Below are 26409 nucleotides of genomic sequence, written 5' to 3'. Positions count from 1 at the left end.
CCGGTTCGCCCGGCCTCAGTGCTTCGCGGGGCGTGAAAGCATCCGCCGGCCGAGGGCGGCCAGGTCGTCCACCATGGTGAAGACCGCCGGGATTACCAGCAGGCTCAGCAGGGTGGAGGTGATCAGGCCGCCGATCACGGTCACCGCCATCGGGCTGCGGAAGCTCGGGTCGGCGTTGCCCATGCCGAGCGCGATCGGCAGCATGCCCGCGCCCATCGCGAGGGTGGTCATGATGACCGGGCGGGCGCGCTTGTGGCCGGCATCGATGAGCGCGTCGAAGCGGTTCAGCGGCGCGGTGGTCGGCACGCCGTCCGGGCCGGGATGGCCGCGGCGCGCCTCGATTGCGTATTCCACCAGCAGGATGGAATTCTTGGTGGCGATGCCCATCAGCATGATCAGGCCGATCAGGGACGAGAGCGAGAAGCTCTTGCCGGCGAGCAGCAGGGCAACGAAGGCGCCGCCGAGCGAGAGCGGCAGGGCGGCGAGGATGGTGACCGGCTGCAGGAAATCCTTGAACAGCAGCACCAGCACGATGTAGATCGCGAGGATGCCGGTGAGCATGGCCAGACCGAAGCCGGAGAAGAGCTCTTCCATCATCTCTTCATCGCCCTGAGTGAGCTGGCGCACGCCGGGCGGCAGGGCCTTGATCGAAGGCAGCTGCGCCACCGCCTCGGTGACCTTGCCCAGCGGAATGCCGGAGAGCTCCACTTCGATGGTCACGCTGCGGGCGCGGTTGACGCGGTCGATGCGAGCCGGCCCGCCGCCCTGATCGATGGATACCACCTGGCTCAGCATCACCGGGCCGCGGCTGCCCGGCACCATCAGGCGGCCGAGCTGTTCGAGATCCTTGCGCACCGATTCCTTCAGCGTGACCACGATCGGGATCTGGCGCTGCTCCAGATCCAGTTTGGAGAGCAGCTGGTCGTAGTCGCCCACGGTCGTCACGCGCAGGGTCTCGGCGATCGCGGCGGCGGTCACGCCCAGTTCGGCGGCACGTGCGAAGTCCGGCCGAAGGATGACTTCATTGCGGACCAGGCTGGCGGTGGATGCGATGTTGCCCAGGCCGGGAATCGTGCGCAGATCCTTCTGTACGGCGTCTGCAGCTTCGGCCAGCGCCTGCGGATTGTCTCCGGTGAGCACCAGCTGGTACTTCTCGCCCGAGCCGCCAAGGCCTACCTTGCTGCGCACGCCGGCGAGCCCGCTCATGGCCTGGCGGATGTCGGCCTCGACGGTCTGCTTCACCGGGCGCTCGGCGCGCGGATCGAGCAGCACGGTGAGGGTTGCGGTGTGCACGTTCTGCGAGTTGGCGGCCGCCATGATGTCTCCGCCCACCGAGCCGCCGCCGATGGTGGTGTAGACGCTGCGCACGTGGCGCACGCGGCTCAGGCGCTGGCGGGCGTCCTCGGCCGCCGCGCGCGTTTGCGGCAGCGTGCTGCCGGGCGGCAGCTCGAGCATCACCTGGGTCTGCGAGTTGTCGTCCGGCGGCACGAAGCCCTGCGGCAGCAGCGGGATCAGCATCAGCGAACCGATGAAGAAACCGCCTGCCGCGATCAGGGTGAGCCAGCGGTGGTGCAGGGTGAGGTGGCTCAGGCGCAGATAGGCGCGCATCCAGAAAGGCTCGGCCGCCGGCTTCGCATGCGGCTTCATCATGTATGCCGCCATCATCGGGGTCAGCAGGCGTGCCACCATCAGCGAGGTGAAGACGGCGATCGAGGCGGTCCAGCCGAACTGCTTGAAGAACTTGCCGGCGATGCCATCCATGAAGGCGGTGGGCAGGAAGACGGCGATCAGCGTGAAGGTGGTGGCCACCACGGCTAGGCCGATTTCCGAGGCCGCTTCGATGGCCGCCTGCAGTGGCGTCTTGCCCATGGCCAGGTGGCGCTCGATGTTCTCCACCTCCACGATGGCGTCATCGACCAGCACGCCGATCACCAGCGAGAGCGCCAGCAGCGTGATGCCGTTGAGGGAAAAGTCCATCAGGTGCATGCCGAGAAAAGCCGGCAGGATGGAGAGCGGCAGGGCCACCGCCGAAATCAGCGTCGCTCGCAGGTTGCGCAGGAAGAGCCAGACCACCAGCACTGCGAGCAGGGCGCCCTCGTAGAGCAGATGCATGGAGGCTTCGAACTCTTCCTCGGCGGTGTCGACGAAGTTGAAGGCCTCGGTGATTTCCAGGTCGGGGCGCTCGGCGCGCAGCTGGTCGAGCGCGGCTTTCACATTGCGGCCCACTTCCACTTCGCCGGCGCCGCGGCTGCGCGAGATCTCGAAGCCGATCACCGGCTTGCCGTTGAGCAGTGCCTGCGAGGCGGGTTCGGCAAAGCTGTCCTGCAGGGTGGCGACTTCGTCGAGCCGGAAGCGCTGGCCGCCGGGCAGCGAGAGCTCCAGCCGTGCCAGCCGGCCCACGTCCGGCACGCGTGCGGTCAGGCGGATCGGCTGCTTGTTGTCGCCCAGTTCGGTCGAGCCGCCGGTGGCCTCGGTCTGTACCTCGCGCAGCTGGCGCGATACCTCGGCCGCACTGGCGCCGATGGCTTCGAGCTTCACCGGATCGAGTTCGACCTTCACTTCGCGGCTGAGCCCGCCCACCCGATTGACTGCGCCCACGCCCTTCACCCCCATCAGGCGGCGCGAGAGCGTGTTGTCGACATACCAGGAGAGTTCGCCGTCATCCATGCGATTGGAATGCAGCGTGTAGGCCAGCACCGGGCCGCCGGTGATGTTCAGCTTGCTGATGATCGGATCACGCAGGTCAGCCGGCAGGTCGGAGCGCACGCCCTGTACGGCCGAGCGCACATCGTCCACGGCTTCCTGCACCGGTTTTTCGAGCCGGAACTCGGCGGTGACGCTGACCACGCCGTCCTGCACCCTGGTGTAGAGATTCTTGAGCCCCTGAACCGGCGCGATGGCGTTTTCCAGCTTGCGCGCCACCTCGGATTCGAGCTGGGCCGGGGCCGCGCCGGGCAAGGATGCCGAGACGGTGACAGTGGGCAGATCCATGTCGGGCAGGTTCTGCACCTTCAGCGCATGGAAGGCATGCAGGCCTGCGAGACTCAGCAGGATGAAGAGCATCACCGAGGGAATCGGGTTGCGGATCGACCAGGTCGAGAGATTCATCGTGCGTCCCTCAGCGTGCGGGCGCGGCGCTGTCAGCCAGCTGCACCGTGTCACCCTCGCTCAGGAAGGCGCCGCCACTGGCCACCACGCGTTCGCCCGGCTTGAGGCCATCGAGCAGCTGCTGGCGGTCGCCCACCAGACGTCCCAGCTTCACACGCCGCAGCGATACCCGCATGTCATTGCTCACGACGCAGACGAGGTGATAGCCGTCACGCGCGACGATGGCGGACTGCGGTACCACCAGCGCGGTCTGCTCGCCCAGCACGATTTCGCCGCGCAGGTAGCTGCCGGGCCGGATCGGCGCCGCATCGCGCTTCTCGGGCGAAAGGATGTCGACCCAGGCGACGCCGCGCCGGCTGGAGGCATCCACGGTCGGGGAGGTCTGGCGCAGCTTGCCCAGCCAGACATTGCCCGAGGCCGACTGGATGCGCACGGTCTGGCCGGGGCGCAGCTGCTCCAGCTCTTCGGCACTGAATTCGCCGCGCCATTCGATGCGGCCCTGGCGGATCAGGCGAAACATCTCGGCACCCTGTGCGGGCACCGAACCGGTCGTGGCGCTGCGGGATGAAATGATGCCGTCATCCGGTGCGCGCAATGTGGCCTGCGCCAGACGCAGCTTTTGCGCGTCGAGCTGGGCCTGGGCCGAGTCGACCCGTGCCAGCGCGGTCTGCTCGCGGGTGAGGAGTTGCTGCACCTGCTGCTCGCTCAGCGCGCCGGTGCCCTGCAGGCGGCGTGCGCGCTCGCCATCGGCCCTCGCCTCCTGCGCCGAGGCATGCGCTTCACGCAGGCTGGCGTCGGCCAGGCGCAGATCGGCTTCCACCGTGTCGCGCGTGAAGCTGGCCAGCACCTGACCCTTGCGGACACGGTCGCCGACGCTGGCGAGGAGTTCGGCCACCCGCAGGCCGGCCGCTTCGCTGCCGATCACCGCTTCCTGCCAGGCGGCAACCGTGCCGTTGGCGCTCAGGCTGCGTGGCAGGGATTCGGTGCTGGCAGAGATCAGGTGCACGCTCAGCGCGGGGCGCGGGGCCGCCTTGCCGGCGGCGCTGGCGTCGGCCTGCGCGAAGAGGGGCAGGGTGGCCGCGAGGGCGGCGAGCAGGGCGAGGCTGGCCAGGGCGGCCTGGCGAGGCGACAGCGGAAATTTGGCGGCGAGCGCGCGGAGACGGGACTTCATGGGGATTCCGTTCAGGCTGCAGGGTTTGTTTCGGAGGGGCTGGCGAGCGGTTGGAAGCCACCGCCCATGGCGCGATAGAGCGTGATCCAGGCGCGCTGGCGTTCCAGATCGAGCGCGGAGGCGTTGAGCTCGGCCGCGCGCGCCTGGCGCTGGATTTCTTCGAAATCGAGCTGGCTCAGCATGCCTTGCTGCAGCAGGCGCCCGTTGGATTCGAGCAGCACATGCGCCTGCTCCGAGGCCTTGCGGCTTTCCTGCCAGCGCTGTTCGCTGGCCTGCAGTTGCAGCAGGGCTTCTTCCACTTCGCGCACAGCCTGGCGAACGCTGGCCCGCCAGGCCGCGAGGCTGGCGTCCAGATCGGCTTCGGCGGCGGCCTGTTGCGCGGCGAGCCGGCCACCATCGAAGAGCGGCAGCGAGAGCGCGAGCGGTCCGAAGGTCCAGGTGCGGCCTTCGCTCGAAACGCCGCCGCTGACATAGTGACCGCGCCCGATGAAGCCTTCCAGGCTCAGGCGGGGCAGACGCGCCGATTCCGCCTGCATGACGCGGGCCTGCGCCTGCAGCACCTCGCGCTCGGCGATCCGCACATCCGGCCGCTGAGCGAGCGTGCGGGCGGGCAGGGCTGAAATCGCGAAGGGCTGCGGCTGGCCCTCGCGGGCGAGCGCCGGCTCGAGGGTGGCGCGCAGCGCGCTTTCATCACGGCCGCTGAGGGCGACCAGGCCCTTGATGTCGGCTTCGCAGGCGGCTTCCTGCTGCAACAGCCGGCTGCGGGTCTCGGCGAGCTGGCTGCGCGCGGTGGCGAGCGCCGGGGCTGCGCTCATGCCGGCTTCCAGGCTCAGGCGGGTCAGGCGCTCGGTTTCGGCGCGCGAGGCGGCGTCGTCCCGGATCAGCCTGAGCTGTGTGCGGCAGCTGCGCGCCTCGTGATAGAGGCCGGCCACTTCGGCCGCCACCAGAATGCGGGCGTCATGCCATTTCGCCTCCGCGCTTTCCAGTCCGGCGCGCGCTTCGATGCGGTCTGCGCCGCGCAGGCTGGCGAGGCTCAGCTCCCAGTTCATCTGCAGACCGGCCTGGGCCTGGGTCAGCGGTGGCGTGTAGAGCGGCGACGAGGTGCGGCTGCCGGAGGCCACGGCTGACACCTGCGGCAGCAGGGCGGCGCGGGCCTGTGTCTGCTGCGCGCGAGCCTGGGCGATGCGGGCCTGGGCGGCCGCCACGCTGGGGCTCACGCGCTGCGCGTCTTCGATCAGGCTGGCGAGTTCGGGTTCGCTGCCAGACGCCCACCAGCGCTCGAGCTCGACCGTGCGGTCGGCCTCCGGCAGCGGTGCCGACCAGCTTGCCGGCGGGGTGGCGTGCGGCAGGCCGGCCGGCTGGAGGTTGGCACAGGCGGCCAGCCCGCTCAGCATCAGGGCGGCGAGGGCGACGTGGCGCGGGAGGATGCTGCGGGTCATGCCGGGTCCTTGCAGTGAATGGCCCGAGCCAGAAAGCGGTAGCCCGCCCGTTTGCTGGCTGCGGCCAGTGCGGGGTTGGCTGCGGCGAAGCTCACGGTGGCGTTGGCGATGGCGTTCATGACCCATTCGGCATAACAGTCTGCTTCCGTCTCGTTCATGTCATCGAATTCCAGCCGTACCGGCGGACAGCCGACCTCCGCGCCGAGCCGGCTGGCAGCTTCCAGCAGCTCGGTTGGCAGCTTGCCGGAGGCCGCCAGCTGGTTGATTGCCGAGTGCGCGGCCGGATGCGCGAGGCCCCAGTCGATGTAGTTGTCCCAGGTGCGGCGGGTGCGCAGCTCGGGCGGATCCTGCGGGCCGTGGCCGGCGGCCAGCGCCTCGCGCAGCGTGTCGAGCAGATGCACGAAGAGCGCCTGCAGGAGCAGGTCCTTGCTGGTGAAGTAGTGGAAGAGCGTGCCTTCGGCGACGCCGGCGAGTTTCGCGATGGAGGCCGTCGAGGCGCCCAGACCCTGGCCGGCGATGGCTTGGGTGGCGGCGTCGAGCAGCGCGCGCGGCTTGTCTTCACTGCGGGGGCGGGCCATGGCTCTTTATTAATTGAGTAATCAATCAATAATATCCCGCGCAGATTGCGGCCGGCAAGCGGGGGGCGGGGGTCAGTTGCCGTGCCGGCGGCCGGGCCGATGGGCGGCGGGCAAGGGGCCGGGAGGCAGGGCGAGGCGTGCGTCGAGGGCTTCGAGAAAGACCCGCACCTTCGGTGGCATCAGCCGGCGCGAAGGCAGCAGCGCATACATCAGCGCGGGCTCCGGCGTGAGGTCCGTCAGGATGGGCACGATCTGGCCGGCTTCAAGGGCTTCGCGGCAGTAGTTGCTGGAGAGCAGGCCCACACCCAGCCCGGCCACCACACCTTGCAGGCGGATGCCGACATTGGGTGCGCGCAGGCGGGAGACCGGCTGGAATTCATGCAGCACGCCTTCCGCGTCACGCAGGCGCCAGACCGGCTCTTCCGGGCTGTTGAGGCAGGGCAGGGCTGCGAGCTCGGCCAGGCTGGCGGGCGTGCCACCGGCGCGGGCGAGCAGTTCGGGCGCGGCATAGAGCCCGCGCGGCATGGCATAGACGCGCCGCGCCACCTGGTCGGAATCGGGCAGCTCGCCGGTGTGCATGCGGAACACGATGTCGAAATGCTCGGCGCGCGGGTCCGGCGCGCGCGAGGAAAGATCGATGTCGATTTCCAGTGCCGCATGCTGCGCAAGCAGCGCGGTCACGACTTCGCCCAGGCGCAGCAGGCCGAATTCGTAGGGCGCGGCGATGCGCAGCAGGCCGGCCGGTGTCTCGCCCCGGCTCTGCGTGTGCGCCAGGGTTTCATGCAGGCGCTCGACCAGGGGCCGGGTCTGCTCGACCAGATGGGCGCCTTCGTCGGTGAGGCGCAGGTGGCGGGTGCTGCGCTCGAACAGGCGCACCCCCATGCGTTCCTCTAGCCGGCGGACGGTGCGGCTGACGGTGGATTTGGGCAGGCCTCGGCGGTCCGCCACGCGGGTCATGTTGCCGGCCTCGGCCACGGCGAGGAAAAGCGCGAGATCGTCCAGCGGAATTGTTTCTTCCATGGAACAAAGTGTTTGTTTCTGGTGGTTTATTGTAAGCCTTGGTGGCACGTAAGATGGAGGCCAGTTCAGCCGGAGGATGTTCCGCCATGTCCCATCAAGCCCTGCCAGCCCATGCCGTGCCGCGTGCGCTCGGCCATGTGATGGGGCTGGTGACGGCGGCGGACTTCGTCTCCTCGCTCAGCGTGATCATGGCCAGTGCCGAAATCCGCGGCGGGCTGGACGCCACGCCGACCGACTTCATCTGGCTGCTCACCGCCTATGCCGCGACCGGCATGCTCACCCTGCCGCTGATCGAGCGACTCGCCCGGCGCTGGCATTACCGCGACCTGATGGCCGCAGGCCTAGCGCTCTTCGTGACCGGTGCGCTGTGGGCCGCGCTGAGCGAAGGGCTTGCCAGCGTGCTCGCGGCCCGGGTCCTGCAGGGGATTGGCGGCGGCGGCCTGTTCACGATGTCGCGCGTCTATCTGCAGCTCGCGGTGCCGGCCCAGGCGCGGCCGACTCAGCTCAAGGGCTATATGGTCGGCCTGCTGGCGGCGACCGCGCCGATGTCCTGGCTGACCACCGTACTGGTGCAGGCCTGGGGCTGGCAGTCGGTGTTCGTGCTGCAGGCGGGCTTCGCCGCCGTGGTGCTGCTGATACTGCTCGGCACCGTGAAGAGCGAGCGCCACACGCCACGCTCCCTGGGCGAGCTCGACTGGTTCATGGTGCTGGCCTTCGGCCTGGGCGGACTGCTTCTGCTGCACGGCATGGAAGACCTCGAACTGATGCGGCTGGATGCACGGCAGCTGGCGCATTTCGGCGCGGCGGCGGCCTGTCTGGCCTTCGCGGGCTGGCGTCTGCACGGTCATCATGATCCGCTGCTCGACACCCGTGTCATCAATGGTCGGCGCTATCTGGTCGGCCTCGGTTTCTACGGGCTCTACTACCTCATCAACGGCGCCACATCCTTCATCTATCCGCGCCTCTTCGAGGCCGGTGCCGGGCTGCCGCTGGAGACCACCGGCCTGCTGCTCTCCTTTGCCGGCGGCACGACGGTGCTGCTAATGCCGCTGTACTTCAGGCTGGCGCCGCATCTGGGCGACCGGCGCCGGGTCATTGCGGCGGGCTTTGCCGTGGCGGCGCTGGCGCTGCTGTGGATGCGTTTCACGCTGACCAGTGACACGCCCTGGCTTCAGCTCCTCGGGCCGATGGCGCTCAAGGGCCTGTTCCCGGTGCTGGGCGTGATCCAGATCGCCGGTCTGACCTATCGTGATGTGCCGCACGAGGATTTTGCGCACGCTTATGCGCTGAAGAACATTGTGCGCCAGCTTGCCAATACCTTTGCTGCGGGCATGGCGAGCCAGAGTTGGCAGCAGTTCGGCGCGCAGTACCGCACGGTGCTGGTCGAGCGGGTGAATCCGCTGGATCCGCGTTTTCTGGCGAGTCCCTTTTCGCACGATCTGGCCGGGCTGGCACAGCTCTCCGCACTGATCGATCGCCAGGTCACCGTGCTGGTGGGCAACAGCCTGCTGGGCATGCTGGCCCTGCTGTGCCTGGCGGGGATTCCGCTGGTGCTGATGCAGAAGCGCCTGCAGTGAAGGCTCAGCCGACCCAGCGGGTGGCTTCCAGCAGCCAGAACGCCGCCAGCAGCGGCGGCATCAGCCAGCAGGTGAGCAGGCCGAGGCGCAGCGGTCGCTGAAGGTGGCTTTCTGCCGGCAGCCGTGGCCGGCACAGATGGCCCAGCGCCAGCACCGGCAGGTAGAACGCGAACCACAGGATCCAGGCGATGGCATGCGCCACGCAGGCGTAGCCGCTGCATTCGCGCGCGAGCATGCGCACCGCCACGATGGCGAGTGCCACGAGCATCACGAGAAAGATCCGGGTCGAGGTGGTCCAGCGCATGGCTCGCAGGGTGACAAGCCTCATCGGATGCGACAAGACGATGAATCACCTTGTGACAGTTTCCGCGTCCGCGCGCGGCATCGTCAGATCCCTGAAATATCTGCAGGTCATAGTGCCGGGTTTTCGTCCCGAGTCACTACCAGATCATGACAACGCCCATCCTTCGCGCGCAGCACGTCCTGCCTGCGCTCCTCGCTGCATTGCTCGCCGCCTGCGGTGGCGGATCCTCCGACAGCGGCAGCGATGCTGCATCCAGCAGTGCCTCCAGCCGCGCCGCGAGCAGCGCAGCCAGCAGCACCGCGAGCAGTGCGGCGGCATCGTCCAGTGCCGCGTCGAGCACTGCTTCGAGTGCCGTAAGCTCGGCTTCCAGCGTGAGCAGCAGCACGCGTGCCGGCTATTACGCCACCAAGACCAACTATCAGCCGCAGCAGGCCGTTTCCAGCTACGAGGCCGCTCCGGCAGGCTTCACTCCGGTTTATACGCAGCTCGTTGCACGCCACGGCACGCGCGGGCTCTCCAGCATGAAATATGACGATGCGGTGCTCAATATGTGGACCCGTGCCAAGGCCGATGGCGCGCTGACCGCACTGGGCGAGCAGCTCGGCCCCGATGTCGAGAAAATCATGAAGGCCAACTTCCTGATGGGCTACGGCGTGAGCGGCATCAGCACGCCCGGCTATGGCAACCTGACCCAGGTCGGCGTCAGCGAACACAAGCAGCTGGCTGTCCGCCTCGCTTCGCGCATGAATGCGCTCTTCGCGGGTGCCGGTTCGCGCAAGATTGAAATCATGAATTCCGGCCAGGATCGCGCGGTTGACAGCTCGACCTTCTTCTCCGGCTCGCTTGCCAGCACGCTGCCGGCGATTGCCGCGAACGTGACGACCCCGGTGGTCAACCGCTACCAGCTCTACTTCCACAAGCTCAGCAGCAGCAAGGATGCCGTGACGGACACCGCCAGCATCAATTACGCCGTGCTGCAGGCCAGCCTCGCCTATCAGCAGTTTGCCGCGGCCACCGACACCAATGGCTACGGTATGGAAGTCGCCGCGAAAATCGCGGCGGTGCGTGCCAGCGCGCCGGTGAAGGCCGCGGCCCGCACGGTGCTGGAGCGTCTCTTCACGACGGCTTTCCTCGACAAGATCGATGCCGGCACCTACAGCTTCTCCAACAACAGCACCCGCAGCTACACCAGCGCGGACGGGCTCTTCACCAACAGCCTGACCGGCGACGGCAAGACGAAGATCACCAGCTCGGTGGATGCGGCGGCACTCATCTATGAGCTCTACATCATCGCGCCGGGCATGCGCAACGAGGCCCCGGTCGACTTCAGTCAGTACATGCCGCTGGCCCAGGCCGAAGTGTTTGCCGGGCTGCAGGATGTGGATGACTTCTACAACAAGGGACCGTCGGCCACCGAGTACGGCAATCTCACCTGGAATATGGCGCAGGGCCTGCTGAAGGATTTCTTCGACGAAGTCAGCACGATTGCCGCCGGTGACTCCACGCGTGCGGCGCGCCTGCGCTTCAGCCATGCCGAGAACCTGATTCCCTTCATCACCGCGATGGGCATCGAGGGCGCGGCCACCCAGTTGCCCAAGGCACAGACCTACAGCTATGACAACAACCCCTGGCGCGGTGAAACCGTGTCGCCGATGGCCACCAACGTGCAGTGGGATGTATATCGCGACAGCGCCGGCACCCTGATCGTGAAGATGCTGTTCAACGAGAAGGAAGTCGATTTCCGCGCCAGCTGCGCCTCGGCGCGCTACGGCAGCAGCGCACATTTCTATGACTTCGCGAAGCTCAAGGCTTGTTATTACCCGTCCTGATCCGCGCCGCAGGGCATGAAGAAAGGGCCGCATCCGCGGCCCTTTGCTTTTGACGTTTGCCCTGACTCAGCGACGCTGCAGGAAGCCACCGGCGTCCGGCGAGCCATCAGCCTTGCGGCCGATCTGTGCCGGCACCCTGATCGACACGAACTGCTCTGCGGAGGCCGACGAAAGCCCGCCGGTGATGAAGGCATTGCCGTCACCGATCCGACCGACAATGGCGTCGTCATACTTGCCGGTGTAGTCGCTGCGCAGCGAGAGATTGTCGCTGAAGCTGCCCTGCGTCTCCGGACCACCGTAGGGGCTGGGGCGGAAGATGTAGTTGAAGCGCACGTTATCGAAGGCGGTGTTGCCGGTGACCGTCAGCGCGCCCGGGTTGAAGTTGTCGGTGAAACCGTCCAGCTGGTTGTGGAAGGCCACGCTGTTGCGGATCACATGCGCCACCGGCTGACCTTCTCCGCCGAGCTTGAAGCCGTTGTTGCCGTTGCGGAAGGCGTAGCTGCTCTCGATGGTGACCGGCTCGTTCGGGCCGTCCTCGATCTTGTTGAAGAGATCCCAGCCGTCGTCCGCATTGTCATACGAGATGCAGCCGCGGAAGAGGTTGCCCGGGCCTACGCCCAGCTTGGCGGCGAAGCCGTCGGCGTTGATGGCCGAAGGGTCGCGGTTGTCATGCGAGATGCTGTTGAGCACCTGGTTGTAGCTGGGCCACAGCGCGCGCTCGTCACCGAGGGCGGTGATCTGGAAACCGGTGTCGATGTTGCCGTGCGTGTTCATGCGTTCGAACACGTTGTGGCTGCCCGAGACGCGGAACTGCGCACCGGAGACCTCGATGCCGCTGAAGTGCCAGTAGCTGGCATCCATCGCGAACTTGCCGGTAAAGACGGCGGCTCCTTCGGCGACCAGGCGCTTGGGCGCATCCGGGCTGCCGCTGAGCGCGATGCCCATCGTGGTGGCGCCATAGCTGCCGGGCAGCAGGTGCAGCGTGCCGCCGGGGGCGACGCTCTCGAGCGCGCTGGCGAGATCGAGCGGGCGTGCGCTGGAGCCATCACCGCTGGCAAAGCCTTTGGGCGAGGCATACACATTGGCCGGATCGGCCACCCGCACGCGGCTGACGGTCAGCGTTCCGGTGCTCGTTTCCTTGCCATCCGCCTGGCTGAAGCTCAGGTCGAAGCGGCTGGAGGCTGCATTGATGCGCATCGGCTGGCTGAAAAGTTCGCCGGCCTTCAGGGGCTGGCTGGTAGCGACCGGCTGGCCGTCCTGCAGCACGGAAATGACACCGTCACGGCTTGCGCGGGCCTGCAGGCGATAGATGTTGCCTGCGGTACGGCTCGGCGAGGCCACCTCGAAGCGCAGGGCTTCGGCCGGCGCCACGAACTTCGGCGCGGCCACGGTCTGAGCGGCGCTCTGGGTGAGGCGGATGTTGCTGACCGTGATGCGTGCGTTGCGCGAGGCGTAGAACCCCACATACATGCTGCCGGCATCGACGCTCTGGACGATGTTGGCGTTCGCGCCGGCCACCTTCATGCGGCGGGCCTTGCTGCCGTCTGCTGCAGCATAGCCGACGATGAAGCCCTCATTGGTACGCTCGAGCGACATGTGCACGGTGTCCGGCGTCTTCAGGCCGGCGCTGCCGTCGATGAAATCCACCTTCGGAATGATCGCGCCCGCATCCCCCCAGCGGTGATTCACGCCGTCGCGATAAATGGTCTGCAGCAGGAAGCGGCCTTCGTTGTTCTTGGTGTTCTGCATGATCGCGTTGGCGACCATGTTGGAGGCGGCGGGGAATTCCTCGTAGCCCGCCTGCAGCGGCTCGCGACGCGGTGCGCCGATCGTGTCGCGCACCATCAGGCCGGCACTTTCCTGGCCATTGGTGGTGGCGAGCTTGCCATTGACGAGCAGCTCCGGGCCGAACTGCTCCACCTTCACATCGGCTTCCAGCACGAAATTCCGGTTCGTCGGCAGGCGGGTGTAGAAGAAGGTCAGGCCGTCATGCGTGTTGGCGATCTTGCCGCCGCGGCTCTCGATGCTGAAGCTGCCGTCCGGCCCGCTCGATTCCTCGCGACCCAGCGGCGTTGCGCTGCCTTCGCGCCACACATTGTTCACGCCGACCTTGGCCGGCAGGATGGTGGAGGAGTAGTTCAGATCGGTCGATTGACCGAAGGCGATGGCGCACCAGGTGCTGCCGTCCATCAGGGTGTCTGCGTCGCAGGGGCTTCTGACCTGGTCGGGCTGGACGCTGCTGCCGACGCCCGCGCAGGCGGCGAGCGAGCTGGCAAGCAGGATGAGGGGGAGCTGCTTTGACATGTGTTCCGGACTCCAGGTTTTTCGGGGGAGGGTTCGCGGTCACGAACCGGGACAACACTAGCGAGCGAATGTGGATGTTCCGTGGAGACGACGCACATTTGCCGAGCATCGGTATGCATTCGCCTGACGAACGGCTGCGTCGTATAATTGTTTGATGTTTCTGATGTTTTTCGCGTTTTCAAATGCCCGATCTGAATGACGTCGTCCTTGCGGATGCGCCCCTGGTGCTGGTCGTGGAGGACGAGGCCGCGCTGGCCGACATTCTCTGCGCCTATCTCGTCCGCGATGGCCTGCGCGTGACGCGTGCGGGCAGTGGCCCGGCGGCACGGCAGCTCTTTGCCGCGGAGTCGCCGGACATCGTGCTGCTCGACATCCGCCTGCCCGGCGAAGACGGTGTGGACGTGCTGCGTGCGATCCGGCGCGCCGGCGAGACGCCGGTCATCATGACCACCGCACTCGCCGATTGCGCTGACAAGATGCAGAGTCTGCAGCTGGGGGCAGACGACTATGTGGTGAAACCCTATAACCCGGCCGAGGTGGTGGCCCGGGTGCGGGCGGTGTTGCGCCGCACCTACCGGGGCGCGCCCGCAGTGGAGCCGCCGCAGCCTCTGCGCATCGGCCGGCTCGAGATCGATCACCAGGCCTGGCGTGCCTGCCTGCATGAAGCCAGCGGCGAGCCCCGTACGCTGCCGCTGACGCTGACCGAATTCCGCCTGCTCGCCTGCCTCGCGGGTCAGCCGCGACGCTGCTTCTCGCGCAGCGAGCTGATCGAGGCCTGCCTGCCCGAAAGCGACGCGCTCGACCGCGTGATCGACTCGCACCTCTCCAAACTGCGCAGGAAGCTGCAGGACGCCGGCGGCAGCGAGTTCCTCGAAACCGTGCGCGGCATCGGATACCGGCTGTGTCCCGCGTCCTAGACCGGATCTGGGTCCGCTTCGGTCTGGGCATCGCCAGCGCCGTGCTGGCGAGCATGCTGGTGCTGGGCGGCACGATGATCGTCTATGGTCGTGTCCAGTTCTGGCGCTTTCATGAAGCCCTGCCGGCAGCAGTGCGGGCAGAGTTCGACGAACTTCGCAGCAAGGGACTGGAGGGCGGGCCGCGCGCGTCGGAAATCTATCGTCAGTATTCGCTGGATGACGACCCGTGGGATGTCGACAAGCTCGCCATCCTGATCGGCTTGGTGGCCTGCCTGCCGGTCGGCCTGATGGCCGGATTCTGGATCTCGCGCATGGTCATGCAGCCGATCAGCTCGGTGGCGCGCGCGGCCGGGCGCGTCGCGCTGGGTGACTTCGGCGCGCGTGCCCGGGTGCCGCGGCGGGCCGGCGAGATGGCCGATCTGGTGCACGACTTCAACCTGATGACGAGCTCGCTGGAGGCGCTCGAGCGGGAGCGCAAGTCCACGCTGGCCGCGCTCTCGCACGAATTGCGCACCCCGCTGGCGGTGCTGCAGGCACGGCTGCACGCACTCTGCGATGGCGTGATTCCCGCCGAGCCGGCTGAATTCACGCGTCTGCTCGAGCAATGCCAGCATCTGAGCCTGCTGGTGGGTGACCTGCATACGCTCTCGGTGGCCGATGCGGGCCGGCTGCCGCTGCATCGCGTGGCGCTCGACATTCCCTCACTGGTGCGGGATACCCTCGAGAACCACGCGCGGCGGCTCGATGACGCCGGCATGGCGGTAGAGCTGGAGGTGCGCGCCGTGGTGCCGCCGGTGCTCGCGGATGCCGACCGCATCCGTCAGGTACTCAACAACCTGATCGAGAACGCCATCCACTACGCCCGTGACGGACGCTGGCTGCATCTCTGGGTGCGCAGCACGCCGGGCGAAGTCCAGATCACGGTGAGCGACGCCGGCAGGGGCCATCCCGATGGTCTGGATGAGCGGGTATTCCAGCGCTTCACCCGGCTGGATGCTTCGCGCAACCGCGCAACCGGTGGCAGCGGGCTGGGGCTCTCCATCGTGCGCACGCTGATCGAGCTGCATGGCGGCACGGTGAGCGTGGGGCGTTCGAGCCGGGGCGGCGCGGCCTTCACGATCAGCATTCCGCGCGGCATCCTGCCCTGAAGCTTCAGCCGCCTGTTGCCTGCCAGGGGCCCGGCACCGCGAAGGCTTCGTCCGGACCGGGCCAGGGCGGCAGGGTGACCGCCACCGCAGCGAGATTGCCGGGGCCGGTATTGCGGAACTGGAAATGCGTGCCCCGGGGAATCGTGAGACACAGGCCGGGCGCGAGCGACACGATCTCCTCACGGCCAGCCTGGCTGCGCCACATCTCGCCCGTGCCCTGCAGCAGATACCAGATTTCTTCCACCTGGCGGTGCGCCACGGCGGCTGAAACGGCGCCGGCTGCGAGCGTGAAGTGCGCCATGCTGCCGCCTTCAAGCGCGAGCAGTACGCGCACATCGGAGCCGTCCGGCGCGGTGACGGTAGGTGTGGCGGGCAGGGGCAGGCTGGCGAATGCCGTCATCGGAGTCCTCGTGCTTGAAGGGCGGTGAGCCGTCAGCATAAACGCTGGCCGGGTCGGCATAGCCAACATCAGCCGGCGGCGATTGGCAGCCGCGCGTGACCGAGGCACCATGGCGGGTTTCCGCCCTGATCCGCCCGCATGGCTGCGCGGCGGGGGCATCTGCAGCGTAAGGAGTGGTTTCGTGGCACGTATCGGTTTTCTGGGGCTGGGCATCATGGGGCGCGCAATGGCCGCCAATCTGATCAAGGCCGGTTTCGAGGTGACGGTGTGGAACCGTTCGGCTGAGAAATGTGCGCCGCTGGTGGCGCAGGGCGCGAAGCAGGGCGCAACGCCGCGTGAGGTGGCCGCCTCCTGCGACTTCACCATCGCCATGCTGGCTGACCCGGCGGCGGCGCGGGAAACCGTGTTCGGTGCAGAGGGCGTGCTGGCCGGCATCGGTGAAGGACGGGGTTACATCGACATGTCGACGGTGGATGACGCCACCGCACGCGAGATCGCCGCGGCGATTGCCGGTCACGGCGGACGCTTTCTCGAAGCGCCGGTGTCGGGCACCAAGAAGCCGGCCGAGGAGGGCACGCTGGTGATCCTGGCCGCAGGTGACGAAAGCCTTTATGAGGAAGCCGGCGCGGCCTTCGACAAGCTGGGCAAGAAGCGGGTGTTCCTCGGCGAAGTCGGCCAGGGCGCGCGCATGAAGCTCGTCGTCAACATGATCATGGGATCGATGATGGTGGCATTGAGCGAAGGCCTGGCGCTGGGGCTCAAGGGCAATCTTGATGGCGCGCAGATCCTCGACGTGATCGAGGCGGGCGCGATGGCCTGCCCGATGTTCAAGGGCAAGGGCCCGATGCTGCTGCAGGACGACGCCACCACCAGCTTCCCGCTCAAGCACATGCAGAAGGATCTGCGCCTCGCGCTGGCGCTGTCTGAAGAGCTGGGACAGTCGCTGCAGGCCGCATCCGCCGCAAACGAGGTCTTCAAGCGGGCGAACATCGCCGGCCATGGCGATGATGACATCGCCGCGGTCTATCGCGTGGTGAAGTAGGGCAGGGCGCGCAAAAAGGCCCGGCCTGCCTGCGGCAGCCGGGCCTTTTTTCATCGGGCCGATCCGGCGGCTCAGGAGCCTTCGGTTTCGAGCTGGCTCTGCAGGTAGTTCTGCAGGCCGACTTTTTCAATCACGTCGAGCTGGGTTTCCAGGTAATCGATGTGTTCCTCGGTGGCATCCAGGATCTTCATCAGGATGTCGCGCGAGACGAAATCGCGCACCGATTCGCAGTGGGCGATGGCTTCCTTCAGGTCGCCGTGCGCCGTCTTCTCGAGCGTCAGGTCGCCGTTGAGGCACTCCGGCACGGTTTCACCGATCAGCAGCTTGTTGAGGTTCTGCAGGTTCGGCAGGCCGTCGAGCATCAGGATGCGCTCGATCAGGTAGTCGGCGTGATGCATCTCTTCGATGGATTCCTTGTACTCGTGCTTGCCGAGTCGCTCGAAACCCCAGTGCTTGTAGATGCGGGCGTGCAGGAAATACTGGTTGATGGCGCTCAGCTCGTGGGTCAGCTGGCGGTTGAGCAGTTGAATGACTTTCTTGTCGCCTTCCATGCGATGCACTCCTCTCGTGTTGGGGGGGAATACCTGAGGGGCGGAGGCACGTGCAGGAGCGCCGTGCCGGTCAGGCATGGTCCCATTGTGCATAAGGATATTGCGCCAGATCAAGGTCGTTTTCCCTATGAGCCGGATCAGCGCTTTCCATTACGCAGCGAGAGAGGGGCGCGGCGCCCCGGCGGCGGCTCGCTCAGGCGGCGGCGAGCACCCTTTGTGCGGATTCGGTGATCGCTTCTTCCGCGCGGCGCAGCAGGGAGACCGGCTGTGCATGGCCGGCGTGAGCCGCCTTGAGGCAGGCATGGGCGCACTGCGCACAGCGCCCGCATGAACTCGTCACGCCCAGCGTATCGCGCAGGTCGCGCACCGTGCGCGCGCCATTGGCGGCGGCCCGGGTGATATCGCGATCGGTGACGGCATGGCAGACGCAGACGTACATGGCAGGTTCCGGATGAAGAGTGGCTTCCTGTTGAGTACAGTAATGCGAACTGTTCGCAATTGCAAACTATTTCTGTGGCAGCGCCTGCGTTGCCCGCGGGGGCGGCCGGGGCGCCCGACGCAGTCGGGCTTCCGCATGAAGAAGCGACCCGGCCCGCCCGTTTGCAGACGCCCGGGCCCGGCCTAGAGCTCTTCGGCGCGGTGGCAGGCGGCGAGGTGGCCGCCCACCGTGCGCAGCTCCGGCACGTCGATGCGGCAGGCATCGATCGCATGCGGGCAACGCCGATGGAAGGCGCAGCCGGGCGGGGGATCGAGCGGCGAGGGCAACTCGCCCCGGGCGAGGAAGCGTACCTGGCGCTGTCCGGGATCGACGCGGGGGGTAGCCGAGAGCAGGGCACGGGTATAGGGATGGCGCGGATGGTCGAAAATCTCGCGCTTGCTGCCGTGCTCGACCACGCGGCCCAGATACATCACCAGTACTTCGTCTGCGATGTGTTCCACCACGGCGAGGTTGTGGGAGATGAAGACGCAGGCCACACGGGTTTCGGCCTGCAGATCCATCAGCAGGTTCAGCACCTGGGCCTGGATCGACACGTCCAGCGCGGAGACGGGTTCGTCCGCGACGATCAGCCTGGGGCCGGTCATCAGTGCGCGGGCGATCGCGATGCGCTGACGCTGGCCACCGGAGAACATGTGCGGGTAACGGCCGTAATGTTCCGGCCGCAGCCCGACCCGCTCCATCATGGCGCAGGCGCGTTCATGCCGGCCTGCGGCATTCAGTGTGGTGTGGATCTTGAGCGGCTCTTCCAGCATGCTGCCGACGCGCTTGCGCGGGTTGAGGCTCGCATAGGGGTTCTGGAACACCATCTGGACCAGCGGGCGCAGGCGCTTTTTCTCTGCCGCGTCAGCGATGGCCAGATCCGTGCCTTCGATGCGCAGATGCCCGGCAGTGGGCGTCTCGATCATCATGATCTGGCGGGCCAGCGTGGTCTTGCCGCAGCCGGACTCGCCCACCACCGCCAGGGTGCGACCGGATTCGAGATGGAAACTCACCCCGTCGAGCGCGCGCACCAGGCCCTTGGGCTTGAGGAAGCCGGTCGAGACCGGGTAGTGCTTGGCCAGGCCGTCGACCTGGAGCAGGAAGTGCGTGGTGGTGTCGTTCATGCGGTCCCCTGCGGGAAATGGCAGCGTACGGTGGCCTCGGCGTGGCTGCCGGTGAGCACGGGGCGCTCGCTCTGGCAGCGGGTGGTCGCGAAGCTGCAGCGTGGCGCCAGCAGGCAGCCGGCAGGCCGGTCGAAGGCGCCGGGCACCACACCGGGAATGGTCTGCAGGCGAGCCTGACCGGCGTTGTTTTCGGGCAGCGCCGCCATCAGGGCCGAGGTGTAGGGATGTTGCGGATGGCTGAAGATCTCCGGCACGCGGCCGGTCTCCATGACCTGGCCGGCATACATCACCACGACCCTTTGTGCGGTCTGGGCGACCACGCCGAGGTCGTGGGTGATCAGCATCAGCGCCATGCCATTGTCACGCTGCAGGCGCAGCAGCAGCTCGAGCACCTGGGCCTGGACGGTCACGTCCAGCGCGGTGGTCGGTTCGTCGGCGATCAGGAGGCGCGGTCGGCAGGCGATTGCCAGCGCGATCATCACCCGCTGGCTCATGCCGCCGGAGAGCTGGTGCGGATAGGCTGCCAGGCGCCGCTCCGGATCCGGAATCTCCACCTCGCGCAGCAACTCCAGCGCCCGGGCGCGCAAGGCGCGGCGCGAGCCACCCTCATGTACCGAGAGCGTTTCGACCAGATGGTCACCCACCGTGTAGCACGGGTTGAGCGTGGTGCCGGGGTCCTGGAAGATCATCGCGATGTCGCGCCCGAGCAGGGCGCGGCGCTCGCGCTGGCGCATGCCCAGCAGATCGCGGCCATCGAACACGAGGCGTTCCGCGCTGACCCGCCCGGGCGCGTCGATCAGCCCCATCAGGGCGAGTGAGGTGACGCTCTTGCCGGAGCCGGATTCGCCGACGATGCCGACGATCTCGCCGGCGTCGATGCTGAGGTCGAGGTCTTCGACCGCCCGCATCGGACGCGCTTCGGCGCCGAACTGCACGTTCAGCTTGCTGATTTCGAGCAGTGCCATGAGCTTACCGTTTCAGTTTGGGGTCAAGGGCGTCGCGCAGTCCGTCGCCCATCAGATTGAAGGCCAGCACCGCCAGCAGGATGGCGAAGCCCGGCAGGCTCACCACCCACCAGGCGCTCTGGATGAATTCGAGCGCGCCGGAGAGCATCGAGCCCCATTCCGGTGTCGGTGGTTGCGCGCCCAGCCCCAGAAAGCCCAGCGCGGCGGCATCCAGGATCGCGGTTGAAAAGCCCAGCGTGGCCTGCACGATCAGCGGCGCCACGCAGTTGGGCAGCACGGTGGAGCACATCAGGCGCAGCGGGCCGGCGCCGGCGATCCGCGAGGCGATCACATAATCCTTCTGCAGCTCGCCCAGAGCGGTCGCGCGGGTGAGCCGCACGAAGGCCGGCAGCATCACGATGGCGATGGCATACATGGCATTGGCCAGGCCCGGTCCGAGAATCGCGATCACCGCCACCGCCAGGAGCAGGCTCGGCAGAGCCAGCAGCACGTCCATCATCCGCATGACGGCGGTATCGGTCTTGCCGCCGCGCCAGGCTGCGAGCAGACCGAGCAGGATGCCCAGCGAGAGGGACAATCCGACCGACACCAGACCGATCGCGAGCGAGAGCCGGGTGCCATGGATCAGGCGCGAGAGCATGTCGCGGCCGACCGCATCGGTGCCGAGCAGGAACTTCGTGCTGCCGCCATCTTCCCAGGCCGGCGGCACCAGGATCGCGTCCCGGTATTGCTCGATCGGCGAGTGGGGCGAGATCACGCCAGCCAGGATCGCGAGCAGCAGGAAGGTGATGACCAGGACCAGCCCGGCAACCGCGCCGCGGTTGAGGCGGAAGTCGCGCCAGAGTTCGGCCATCGGCGAGGGTGGAACGAGTGGCGCAGCCGCCACGGCATTGGAGATAGGCGGATTCATGTCAGCGGGCATGGCGGATGCGGGGATTGGCGGCGCCGTAGAGCAGGTCCACGATCAGGTTCACAAGAATCACGAGCGTGGCGGACATCAGGATGCCGCCCTGCACGACCGGATAATCGCGGCGATGGATGGCTTCCACCATCCACTTGCCGATGCCGGGCCAGGAGAAGATCGTTTCGGTCAGGATCGCGCCGGCGAGCAGCGTGCCCACCTGCAGGCCTATGACGGTGATGACCGGAATCAGCGCATTGCGCAGTGCATGACGGACGACTACCCGCAGCGGCGAAAGGCCGCGCGCGCGGGCCGCGCGCACATAGTCTTCACCCAGCACTTCGAGCATGGCCGAGCGCGTCATGCGGGCCAGCGTGGCCAGCGGGATGGTGCCCAGCGCGATGGTCGGCAGGATGAGGTGGGACAGCGCCGAGAGGAAGGCGCCTTCGTCGTCGGAGAGCAGGGTGTCGATCAGCATCATGCCGGTGACACGCGCCGGGTCGTATTCGATGGCGAGCCGGCCCGAGACCGGGGTCCAGCCCAGATGCACCGAGAAGAACAGGATCAGCAGCAGCGCCCACCAGAAAATGGGCATCGAGTAACCGGTGAGTGACACGCCCATCACGCTGTAATCGACCACCGTATTGCGGCGCAGGGCGGCGATGATGCCGGCCGGAATGCCCAGGCAGAGTGCGAACACGATCGCGCAGAGCGAGAGTTCGAGGGTGGCCGGAAAACGGTCGAGGAATTCGCGCAGCACCGGTTCGTGAGTGACGATCGAGCGGCCGAGGTCGCCCCGGGCGGCTTTGGCGACGTAATCGACATATTGCACCGGCAGCGGACGGTCGAGTCCGTACTGCGCGATCAGCGCGGCGTAGCGCTCGGGCTCCATGCCGCGTTCGCCCGACATCGCCTCGACCGGATCGCCCGGAATCAGGCGGATCAGCGCGAACACCAGCAGCGTGATGCCGATGAAAGTGGGTATGACGACGGCAAGCCGTCGCAGGATGAATGTGATCATCGATGAATCCTGGCAGGGAACGGAGCGGTGTCGGCAGGCGGGCGCAACGGAAACCGCAGGCGCTTCATGGCGCCGGCAACGAGGCCGGACACGAACCGCAGAGCGGAACGGGGCACGCGCCGGAAAAGACACAGACCCCCTGCCGGCGATGCCCCCTTCATTCAGGGCGCAAGGCGTGGCAGGGGGCGGGTTCCGGTCGTGCCTCCGGGCCGGCGCTTACTTGCCGTTCACATCCACCTTCTGGAAGTAGTGATTGGTCGGCACGGCAGCCATCTTGAAGCCGCTCACGCTCTTTCTGACCGGCTCGAAGCGCACCGAGTGGGCGATCGGCACCCAGACGGCCTCTTCTTTCACGATTTCCTGTGCCTTCTCGTAGAGCTTCGCGCGATCGGCCTGTTTGGGCGTGCTGGCGGCTTTCTTGATCAGCGCGTCATAGTCCTTGTCGCACCAGCGGGCGAAGTTGCCACCGCCGGCAACGGCGTCGCAGGAGAGCAGGTTGCCGAAGAAGTTGTCAGGGTCTCCGTTGTCACCGCTCCAGCCGAACATCACGGCCTGGTGCTCGCCATTCTTGGCGCGCTTGCGGTACTCACCCCATTCGTAAGTCACCAGCTTGGCGGTCACGCCGATCCTGGCGAGGTCGGCCTGCACCATCTCGGCCATGCGCTTGCCGTCCGGGTTGTAGGGGCGCTGCACCGGCAGATACCACAGCTCCATCTCGAAGCCATCCTTGTAGCCGGCCTTGGCGAGCAGGGCCTTGGCCTTGGCGGCGTCGAAACTGTAATCCTTGATCTTGTCGTTGTAGGACCACAGGATCGGCGGGATCGGGTTCTTGGCGGCCTGACCGGCGCCCTGGTAGATCGTCTCGATCAGCGCCTTCTTGTCGATGGCCATGTTGATGGCCTGACGCACCAGCTTGTTGTCGAAGGGTTTCTTCTCGACGTTCAGCGCGATGTAGCCGACATTGAGCCCTTCCTTGGTCAGCAGGTTGATCGACTTGTCGGCTTTCAGCGCAGGCAGGTCGGCAGGCTTCGGATAAGCCATCAGCTGGCATTCGCCGGCCTTCACCTTGGCCAGGCGCACCGAGGCGTCCGGCGTGATCGCGAAGATCAGGTTGTCGATCTTCGGTCGGCCTTCCCAGTAGTTTTCATTGGCCTTGTAACGGATCACCGCGTCCTTCTGGTAGGAGACCAGGCGGAAGGGACCGGTGCCGAGCGGTTCGCTGTCGACCACTTCCGGCGTGCCGGCGGCCTTCATCTTGTCGGCATATTCGGCGGACTGGATCGACATGAAGTCCATCGCCATGTTGGCGAGGAAGGGCGCGAGCGGCGACTTCAGGCGGAAGACGACGGTGTAGTCATCGAGCTTTTCGACGCGATCGACCACCTTGCCCATGCCCATGTCCTGAAAGTAGGCGTAGTTGGTGCCGGGCGTGTTGTTGTGGAAGGGATGGTTTGCGTCCGCCATCCGGTTCCAGGTAAAGAGCACGTCGTCGGCGTTGAAGTCGCGCGAGGGCTTGAAGCGGTCGGATGCGTTGAGTTTCACGCCCCGGCGCAGCTTGAAGGTGTAGGCGAGGTTGTCGGGCGAGACTTCCCATGCGGTCGCGAGCCCCGGCACGATGTTGGTGGTGCCGACTTCGAATTCGACCAGGCGGTTGAAGAGCTGGGCCGAGGTGGCGTCATGCGTCGTGCCGGTCGTGTAGAACATGGGATTCATGCCCTCGGGGCTGCCTTCGGAGCAGTAGACGAGGGTCTTGGCCGCATGGGCCTGGGTGCCGGCGAGCCCGAGAAGCAGGGCAGCGGCGAGGGCAGTCTTGTGCAACATTGGGGGTCTCCCGAGAGTGGTGCGTCATGAGTTGCCGGAGTGACGGCTTGTGGCCGATGGCCCCTGCGGCGTGGGCGCATTTATACCGTACGCCATCGGATCTTGTCGGCATACCGCTTATAGGAAAATCCTGATTGTCTTTACTTTGTAGGCTGCTTTTTGACCTGCTTCAAAAAGTGCGGCGTCCGGCCGGCGCGGGAGCCCGGCCGGCGCAGTCTTACTGGCCGTAGAGGGCCTGCAGCAAGGCCTCGACCACCCGCTCGGCTTCGGGTGCTTTCGGATGGTTCATGATCAGCGCGAAGGCCTGCCAGTTGCCCTGGGCATCGAGCAGATAACCGGCGGCGGATTTCACCCCGTCCAGCGTGCCGGTTTTCACATAGCCACGGCCGGCGAGCGGGCTGTCGATGAGTCGCGAGCGCATCGTGCCGTCACGCCCGATGACCGGCAGGCCCTGCACGAACTCCGGCATGCGCGGGCTGGCCCAGGCGCTGCGCAGCAGGGCGCCGAACTGCGCTGGCGTACTGCGCTCGACGCGCGAGAGGCCGCTGCCGTTCTCGAGCACCCACTGCGCCGGATCCAGTCCGCGCTGCGGCATCCAGGCCTGCAGGCGGGCAATGCCTTTCTGCGGCGTGAGCGCACCACTGCTATCGTCTCCCAGCGTGAGCAGCACCTGACGCGCCATCACGTTGTTGGACCACTTGTTCATGTCGCGCAGCACTTCGGGCAGGGCGGGCGACTCCCAGGTCGAGAAGGGCGCTGCGGCCAGCGGCGCCGCACCGGCTCGCGTTTCGCCGGACCAGCTGCCGCCGAGCTCCTGCCATTGCGCGCGGACCACCAGACCGGCCCAGCGCAGGGCGTCATCCACCTTGAGATTGAGCTGCCGTTCGCCGCAGCTCGTCGGCAGGCGGCCCTCGAGCTTCAGCGCGAGACCGCGGCCCTCGGGGCGGAAGCTGCCGCGCACGGTATTGCGCCAGTCGACGCAGGGGCCGCTGCTGCTGCGGATGTCGTTGCTGATCGGCAGCGGTGCGGCAGGTGTCAGCAGGCTGATCGCGACCGGGCTGTTCGGCGCGCCGGGCACAAGCCGCAGCGAGAGCGCGCCGAAGTTGACGAGGAAAGCTTCCGGCCGGGCGTTGTAGGCGCGGTGCTGCGCTTCGTCGAAAGGCGCTTCGACCGGCGGCAGCGCGTAGAGGCTGCTGTCGATCAGGATGTTGCCGCGGATCTCGCGCAGCCCGCGCGAGCGCCAGTCGCGCAGCCACTGGCCGAGGCGATCCCAGGTCAGATCAGGGTCGCCGCTGCCGGCGATCACCAGATCGCCTTCAAGCACGCCGTCGCGCAGCGGGCCGGTAAGCCAGGCGCGGGTCTTCCAGGTCCAGGCCGGGCCGAGCTGATCCAGCGCGGCATGGGTTGCCAGCAGCTTCATGACGGAGGCCGGATTCATCATGCTGCCGGCATTGTGGCTGTAGCGAACGCTGCTGCCGCTGACCGGCCCGGCCCACAGGCCGATGGCGGATTCGGGAATGCCGGCAGCCCGTGCGGCGCTGGCCACGCCCTCGGGCAATGCCGCGCGTGCGCCGTGGAGTGCGGGAAGCGTGGCCAGGAAGGTGACGCAGGCGAGTGTTCTGATCAGCGTGTTCATGGCCGGCATTGTAAGCGCCGCAATGCTCACGACCGTCTGCCCGGTTGTATGCTCGGGGCCGGAGTGTGGCACTGTGGTGCCGGCGTTTTCATCCTGTCCTGTCTGGGAGTCGTTTCTTGAATCAGCACAAACCCCGCATCGGTCTGGCCCTTGGCAGCGGTTCCGCGCGTGGCTGGTCGCACATCGGCGTGATCCGCGTTCTGGAAGAAGCCGGTATCGTGCCGGACGTCATCTGCGGCACTTCGGTGGGCGCCATCGTGGGGGCGGCCTATGCGGCGGGCGAGCTCGACCGTTTCGAGGACTGGGTGCGCGGCGTGACCTGGAAGTCGGTGGTCAGCATGCTCGACATCAAGATGGGCGGCGGTCTGATCGAGGGCAGCAAGCTGACCGAATTCTTCCGCAGCCGTTTCAGCGATGGCGGTATCGAGCAGCTCGAAAAAACCTTTGCCTGCGTGGCCACCGATCTGGTCAGCGGGCGCGAAGTCTGGCTGCGCGAAGGCAGCGTGATCGACAGCGTGCGCGCCTCGATTGCCCTGCCGGGACTCTTCACGCCGGCGGTGCTGGGCGGGCGCATGCTGGTGGATGGCGGGCTGGTCAATCCGGTGCCGGTGTCATTGTGCCGGGCGCTGGGGGCGGACTTCGTGATCGCGGTGGATCTGAACTGGAATCTGGTCGGCCGGCGCAACCGGGTGTCGGGCGAGACGCGGCAGGAGCATCGTGCCGAGGTCGAAGCAGTGGTGGAGGCCGATCAGCCGGCCACCAAGCGCGGCATCATGGAAGCGGTGCTGGCGCGCTTCAAGCCCGGCTTCTTCGGCAATGCCGAGGCCCGTGCTGCCGGCACGCCCTCGATGCTGGACGTGCTCACCACCAGCCTCAACATCATGCAGGTGCGCATCACCGAAAGCCGCCTGGCCGGCGAGCCGGCCGACGCGATGATTCGGCCGCGCCTCTCGGATGTGGCGGCGATGGATTTCCACCGCGCGGTCGGCACCATCGAAGAGGGCCGCCGCGCGGCGGAATACGCGATGCCGATGATCCAGGACCAGCTCGGCAGCTTCCGCTGAGCCGTGCCGGA

The 26409-nt window shown here is 67.0% G+C and carries 22 protein-coding genes; 6 read left to right on the top strand and 16 right to left on the bottom strand.

Features of this window, described 5'->3' with window-relative positions; genetic code table 11:
* Window positions 1-15 precede the first annotated feature (15 nt).
* From ABDB87_RS03190 to ABDB87_RS03170, 5 genes are all read right to left on the bottom strand, one after another.
* Window positions 16-3108 (bottom strand): efflux RND transporter permease subunit, encoded by a 3093-nt coding sequence (locus tag ABDB87_RS03190; protein ID WP_345924042.1) that lies wholly within the window; start codon window positions 3106-3108, stop codon window positions 16-18.
* 10 nt (window positions 3109-3118) lie between these two features.
* A complete protein-coding gene (locus tag ABDB87_RS03185) occupies window positions 3119-4279 on the bottom strand; it encodes an efflux RND transporter periplasmic adaptor subunit (RefSeq protein WP_345924040.1) in 1161 nt (386 codons plus the stop codon).
* Between the two features lie 11 nt (window positions 4280-4290).
* The gene (locus ABDB87_RS03180) at window positions 4291-5718 is read right to left on the bottom strand and encodes an efflux transporter outer membrane subunit (RefSeq protein WP_345924038.1); all 1428 of its coding nucleotides are present in this window, start codon (window positions 5716-5718) and stop codon (window positions 4291-4293) included.
* Window positions 5715-6296: a TetR/AcrR family transcriptional regulator gene (locus ABDB87_RS03175; protein ID WP_345924036.1), complete on the bottom strand. Its 582-nt coding sequence runs from the start codon at window positions 6294-6296 to the stop codon at window positions 5715-5717. The genes ABDB87_RS03180 and ABDB87_RS03175 overlap by 4 nt, the downstream gene beginning before the upstream one ends.
* A 72-nt stretch (window positions 6297-6368) precedes the next feature.
* Window positions 6369-7316, bottom strand: coding sequence for a LysR family transcriptional regulator (locus ABDB87_RS03170; protein WP_345924034.1), 948 nt, complete (start codon window positions 7314-7316; stop codon window positions 6369-6371).
* Window positions 7317-7402: 86 nt separating this feature from the next.
* On the opposite strand from ABDB87_RS03170, the gene ABDB87_RS03165 reads away from it, so the two are divergent.
* Window positions 7403-8893, top strand: coding sequence for an MFS transporter (locus ABDB87_RS03165; protein WP_345924032.1), 1491 nt, complete (start codon window positions 7403-7405; stop codon window positions 8891-8893).
* Window positions 8894-8897: 4 nt separating this feature from the next.
* On the opposite strand, the gene ABDB87_RS03160 is transcribed toward ABDB87_RS03165, so the two are convergent.
* Window positions 8898-9221 carry a hypothetical protein gene (locus ABDB87_RS03160; RefSeq protein WP_345924031.1) on the bottom strand — a complete coding sequence of 108 codons (324 nt, stop codon included), beginning with the start codon at window positions 9219-9221 and terminating at the stop codon, window positions 8898-8900.
* A gap of 122 nt (window positions 9222-9343) precedes the next feature.
* Between ABDB87_RS03160 and ABDB87_RS03155 the strand changes: the two genes are divergently transcribed.
* Window positions 9344-11026, top strand: coding sequence for a histidine-type phosphatase (locus ABDB87_RS03155; protein WP_345924029.1), 1683 nt, complete (start codon window positions 9344-9346; stop codon window positions 11024-11026).
* A gap of 66 nt (window positions 11027-11092) precedes the next feature.
* Here ABDB87_RS03155 and ABDB87_RS03150 read toward each other — a convergent pair whose 3' ends face one another.
* On the bottom strand, window positions 11093-13330 hold the full coding sequence (locus tag ABDB87_RS03150; protein ID WP_345924027.1) for a right-handed parallel beta-helix repeat-containing protein: 2238 nt from the start codon (window positions 13328-13330) through the stop codon (window positions 11093-11095).
* A 182-nt stretch (window positions 13331-13512) separates the two neighbouring features.
* Between ABDB87_RS03150 and ABDB87_RS03145 the strand changes: the two genes are divergently transcribed.
* Complete coding sequence (locus ABDB87_RS03145; protein WP_345924025.1) at window positions 13513-14247, top strand: response regulator; 735 nt, start codon at window positions 13513-13515, stop codon at window positions 14245-14247.
* Complete coding sequence (locus ABDB87_RS03140; RefSeq protein WP_345924023.1) at window positions 14232-15395, top strand: sensor histidine kinase; 1164 nt, start codon at window positions 14232-14234, stop codon at window positions 15393-15395. Before ABDB87_RS03145 ends, ABDB87_RS03140 begins: the two co-directional genes overlap by 16 nt.
* A gap of 4 nt (window positions 15396-15399) precedes the next feature.
* Here ABDB87_RS03140 and ABDB87_RS03135 read toward each other — a convergent pair whose 3' ends face one another.
* Window positions 15400-15795: a cupin domain-containing protein gene (locus ABDB87_RS03135; protein ID WP_345924021.1), complete on the bottom strand. Its 396-nt coding sequence runs from the start codon at window positions 15793-15795 to the stop codon at window positions 15400-15402.
* Window positions 15796-15976: 181 nt separating this feature from the next.
* Between ABDB87_RS03135 and ABDB87_RS03130 the strand changes: the two genes are divergently transcribed.
* Window positions 15977-16837 (top strand): NAD(P)-dependent oxidoreductase, encoded by an 861-nt coding sequence (locus tag ABDB87_RS03130; RefSeq protein WP_345924019.1) that lies wholly within the window; start codon window positions 15977-15979, stop codon window positions 16835-16837.
* Window positions 16838-16908: 71 nt separating this feature from the next.
* Here ABDB87_RS03130 and bfr read toward each other — a convergent pair whose 3' ends face one another.
* From bfr to dacB, 8 genes are all read right to left on the bottom strand, one after another.
* Entirely contained in the window at window positions 16909-17388 is a 480-nt protein-coding gene (gene bfr, locus ABDB87_RS03125) for a bacterioferritin (RefSeq protein ID WP_345924017.1), read from the bottom strand.
* Between the two features lie 193 nt (window positions 17389-17581).
* Window positions 17582-17827 (bottom strand): (2Fe-2S)-binding protein, encoded by a 246-nt coding sequence (locus ABDB87_RS03120; RefSeq protein WP_345924015.1) that lies wholly within the window; start codon window positions 17825-17827, stop codon window positions 17582-17584.
* A 182-nt stretch (window positions 17828-18009) separates the two neighbouring features.
* On the bottom strand, window positions 18010-18990 hold the full coding sequence (locus tag ABDB87_RS03115) for a dipeptide ABC transporter ATP-binding protein (protein ID WP_345924013.1): 981 nt from the start codon (window positions 18988-18990) through the stop codon (window positions 18010-18012).
* Entirely contained in the window at window positions 18987-19955 is a 969-nt protein-coding gene (locus ABDB87_RS03110; RefSeq protein ID WP_345924011.1) for an ABC transporter ATP-binding protein, read from the bottom strand. Before ABDB87_RS03110 ends, ABDB87_RS03115 begins: the two co-directional genes overlap by 4 nt.
* Window positions 19956-19959: 4 nt before the next feature.
* Entirely contained in the window at window positions 19960-20865 is a 906-nt protein-coding gene (locus ABDB87_RS03105) for an ABC transporter permease subunit (RefSeq protein ID WP_345924009.1), read from the bottom strand.
* A gap of 1 nt (window position 20866) precedes the next feature.
* Window positions 20867-21877, bottom strand: a complete 1011-nt coding sequence (locus ABDB87_RS03100; RefSeq protein ID WP_345924007.1) for an ABC transporter permease subunit — start codon at window positions 21875-21877, stop codon at window positions 20867-20869.
* A 216-nt stretch (window positions 21878-22093) separates the two neighbouring features.
* A complete protein-coding gene (locus ABDB87_RS03095) occupies window positions 22094-23698 on the bottom strand; it encodes an ABC transporter substrate-binding protein (protein ID WP_345924005.1) in 1605 nt (534 codons plus the stop codon).
* Between the two features lie 217 nt (window positions 23699-23915).
* Window positions 23916-25334: a D-alanyl-D-alanine carboxypeptidase/D-alanyl-D-alanine endopeptidase gene (gene dacB, locus ABDB87_RS03090; RefSeq protein ID WP_345924003.1), complete on the bottom strand. Its 1419-nt coding sequence runs from the start codon at window positions 25332-25334 to the stop codon at window positions 23916-23918.
* Between the two features lie 116 nt (window positions 25335-25450).
* Here dacB and ABDB87_RS03085 point away from each other — a divergent pair, with 116 nt between their 5' ends.
* Window positions 25451-26398 (top strand): patatin-like phospholipase family protein, encoded by a 948-nt coding sequence (locus ABDB87_RS03085; protein ID WP_345924001.1) that lies wholly within the window; start codon window positions 25451-25453, stop codon window positions 26396-26398.
* Window positions 26399-26409 lie beyond the last annotated feature (11 nt).

The organism is Uliginosibacterium paludis (genome assembly GCF_039631355.1).
GTDB classification, from domain to species: Bacteria; Pseudomonadota; Gammaproteobacteria; order Burkholderiales; family Rhodocyclaceae; genus Uliginosibacterium; species Uliginosibacterium paludis.
This window is presented reverse-complemented; position numbering and strand designations above follow the sequence as displayed.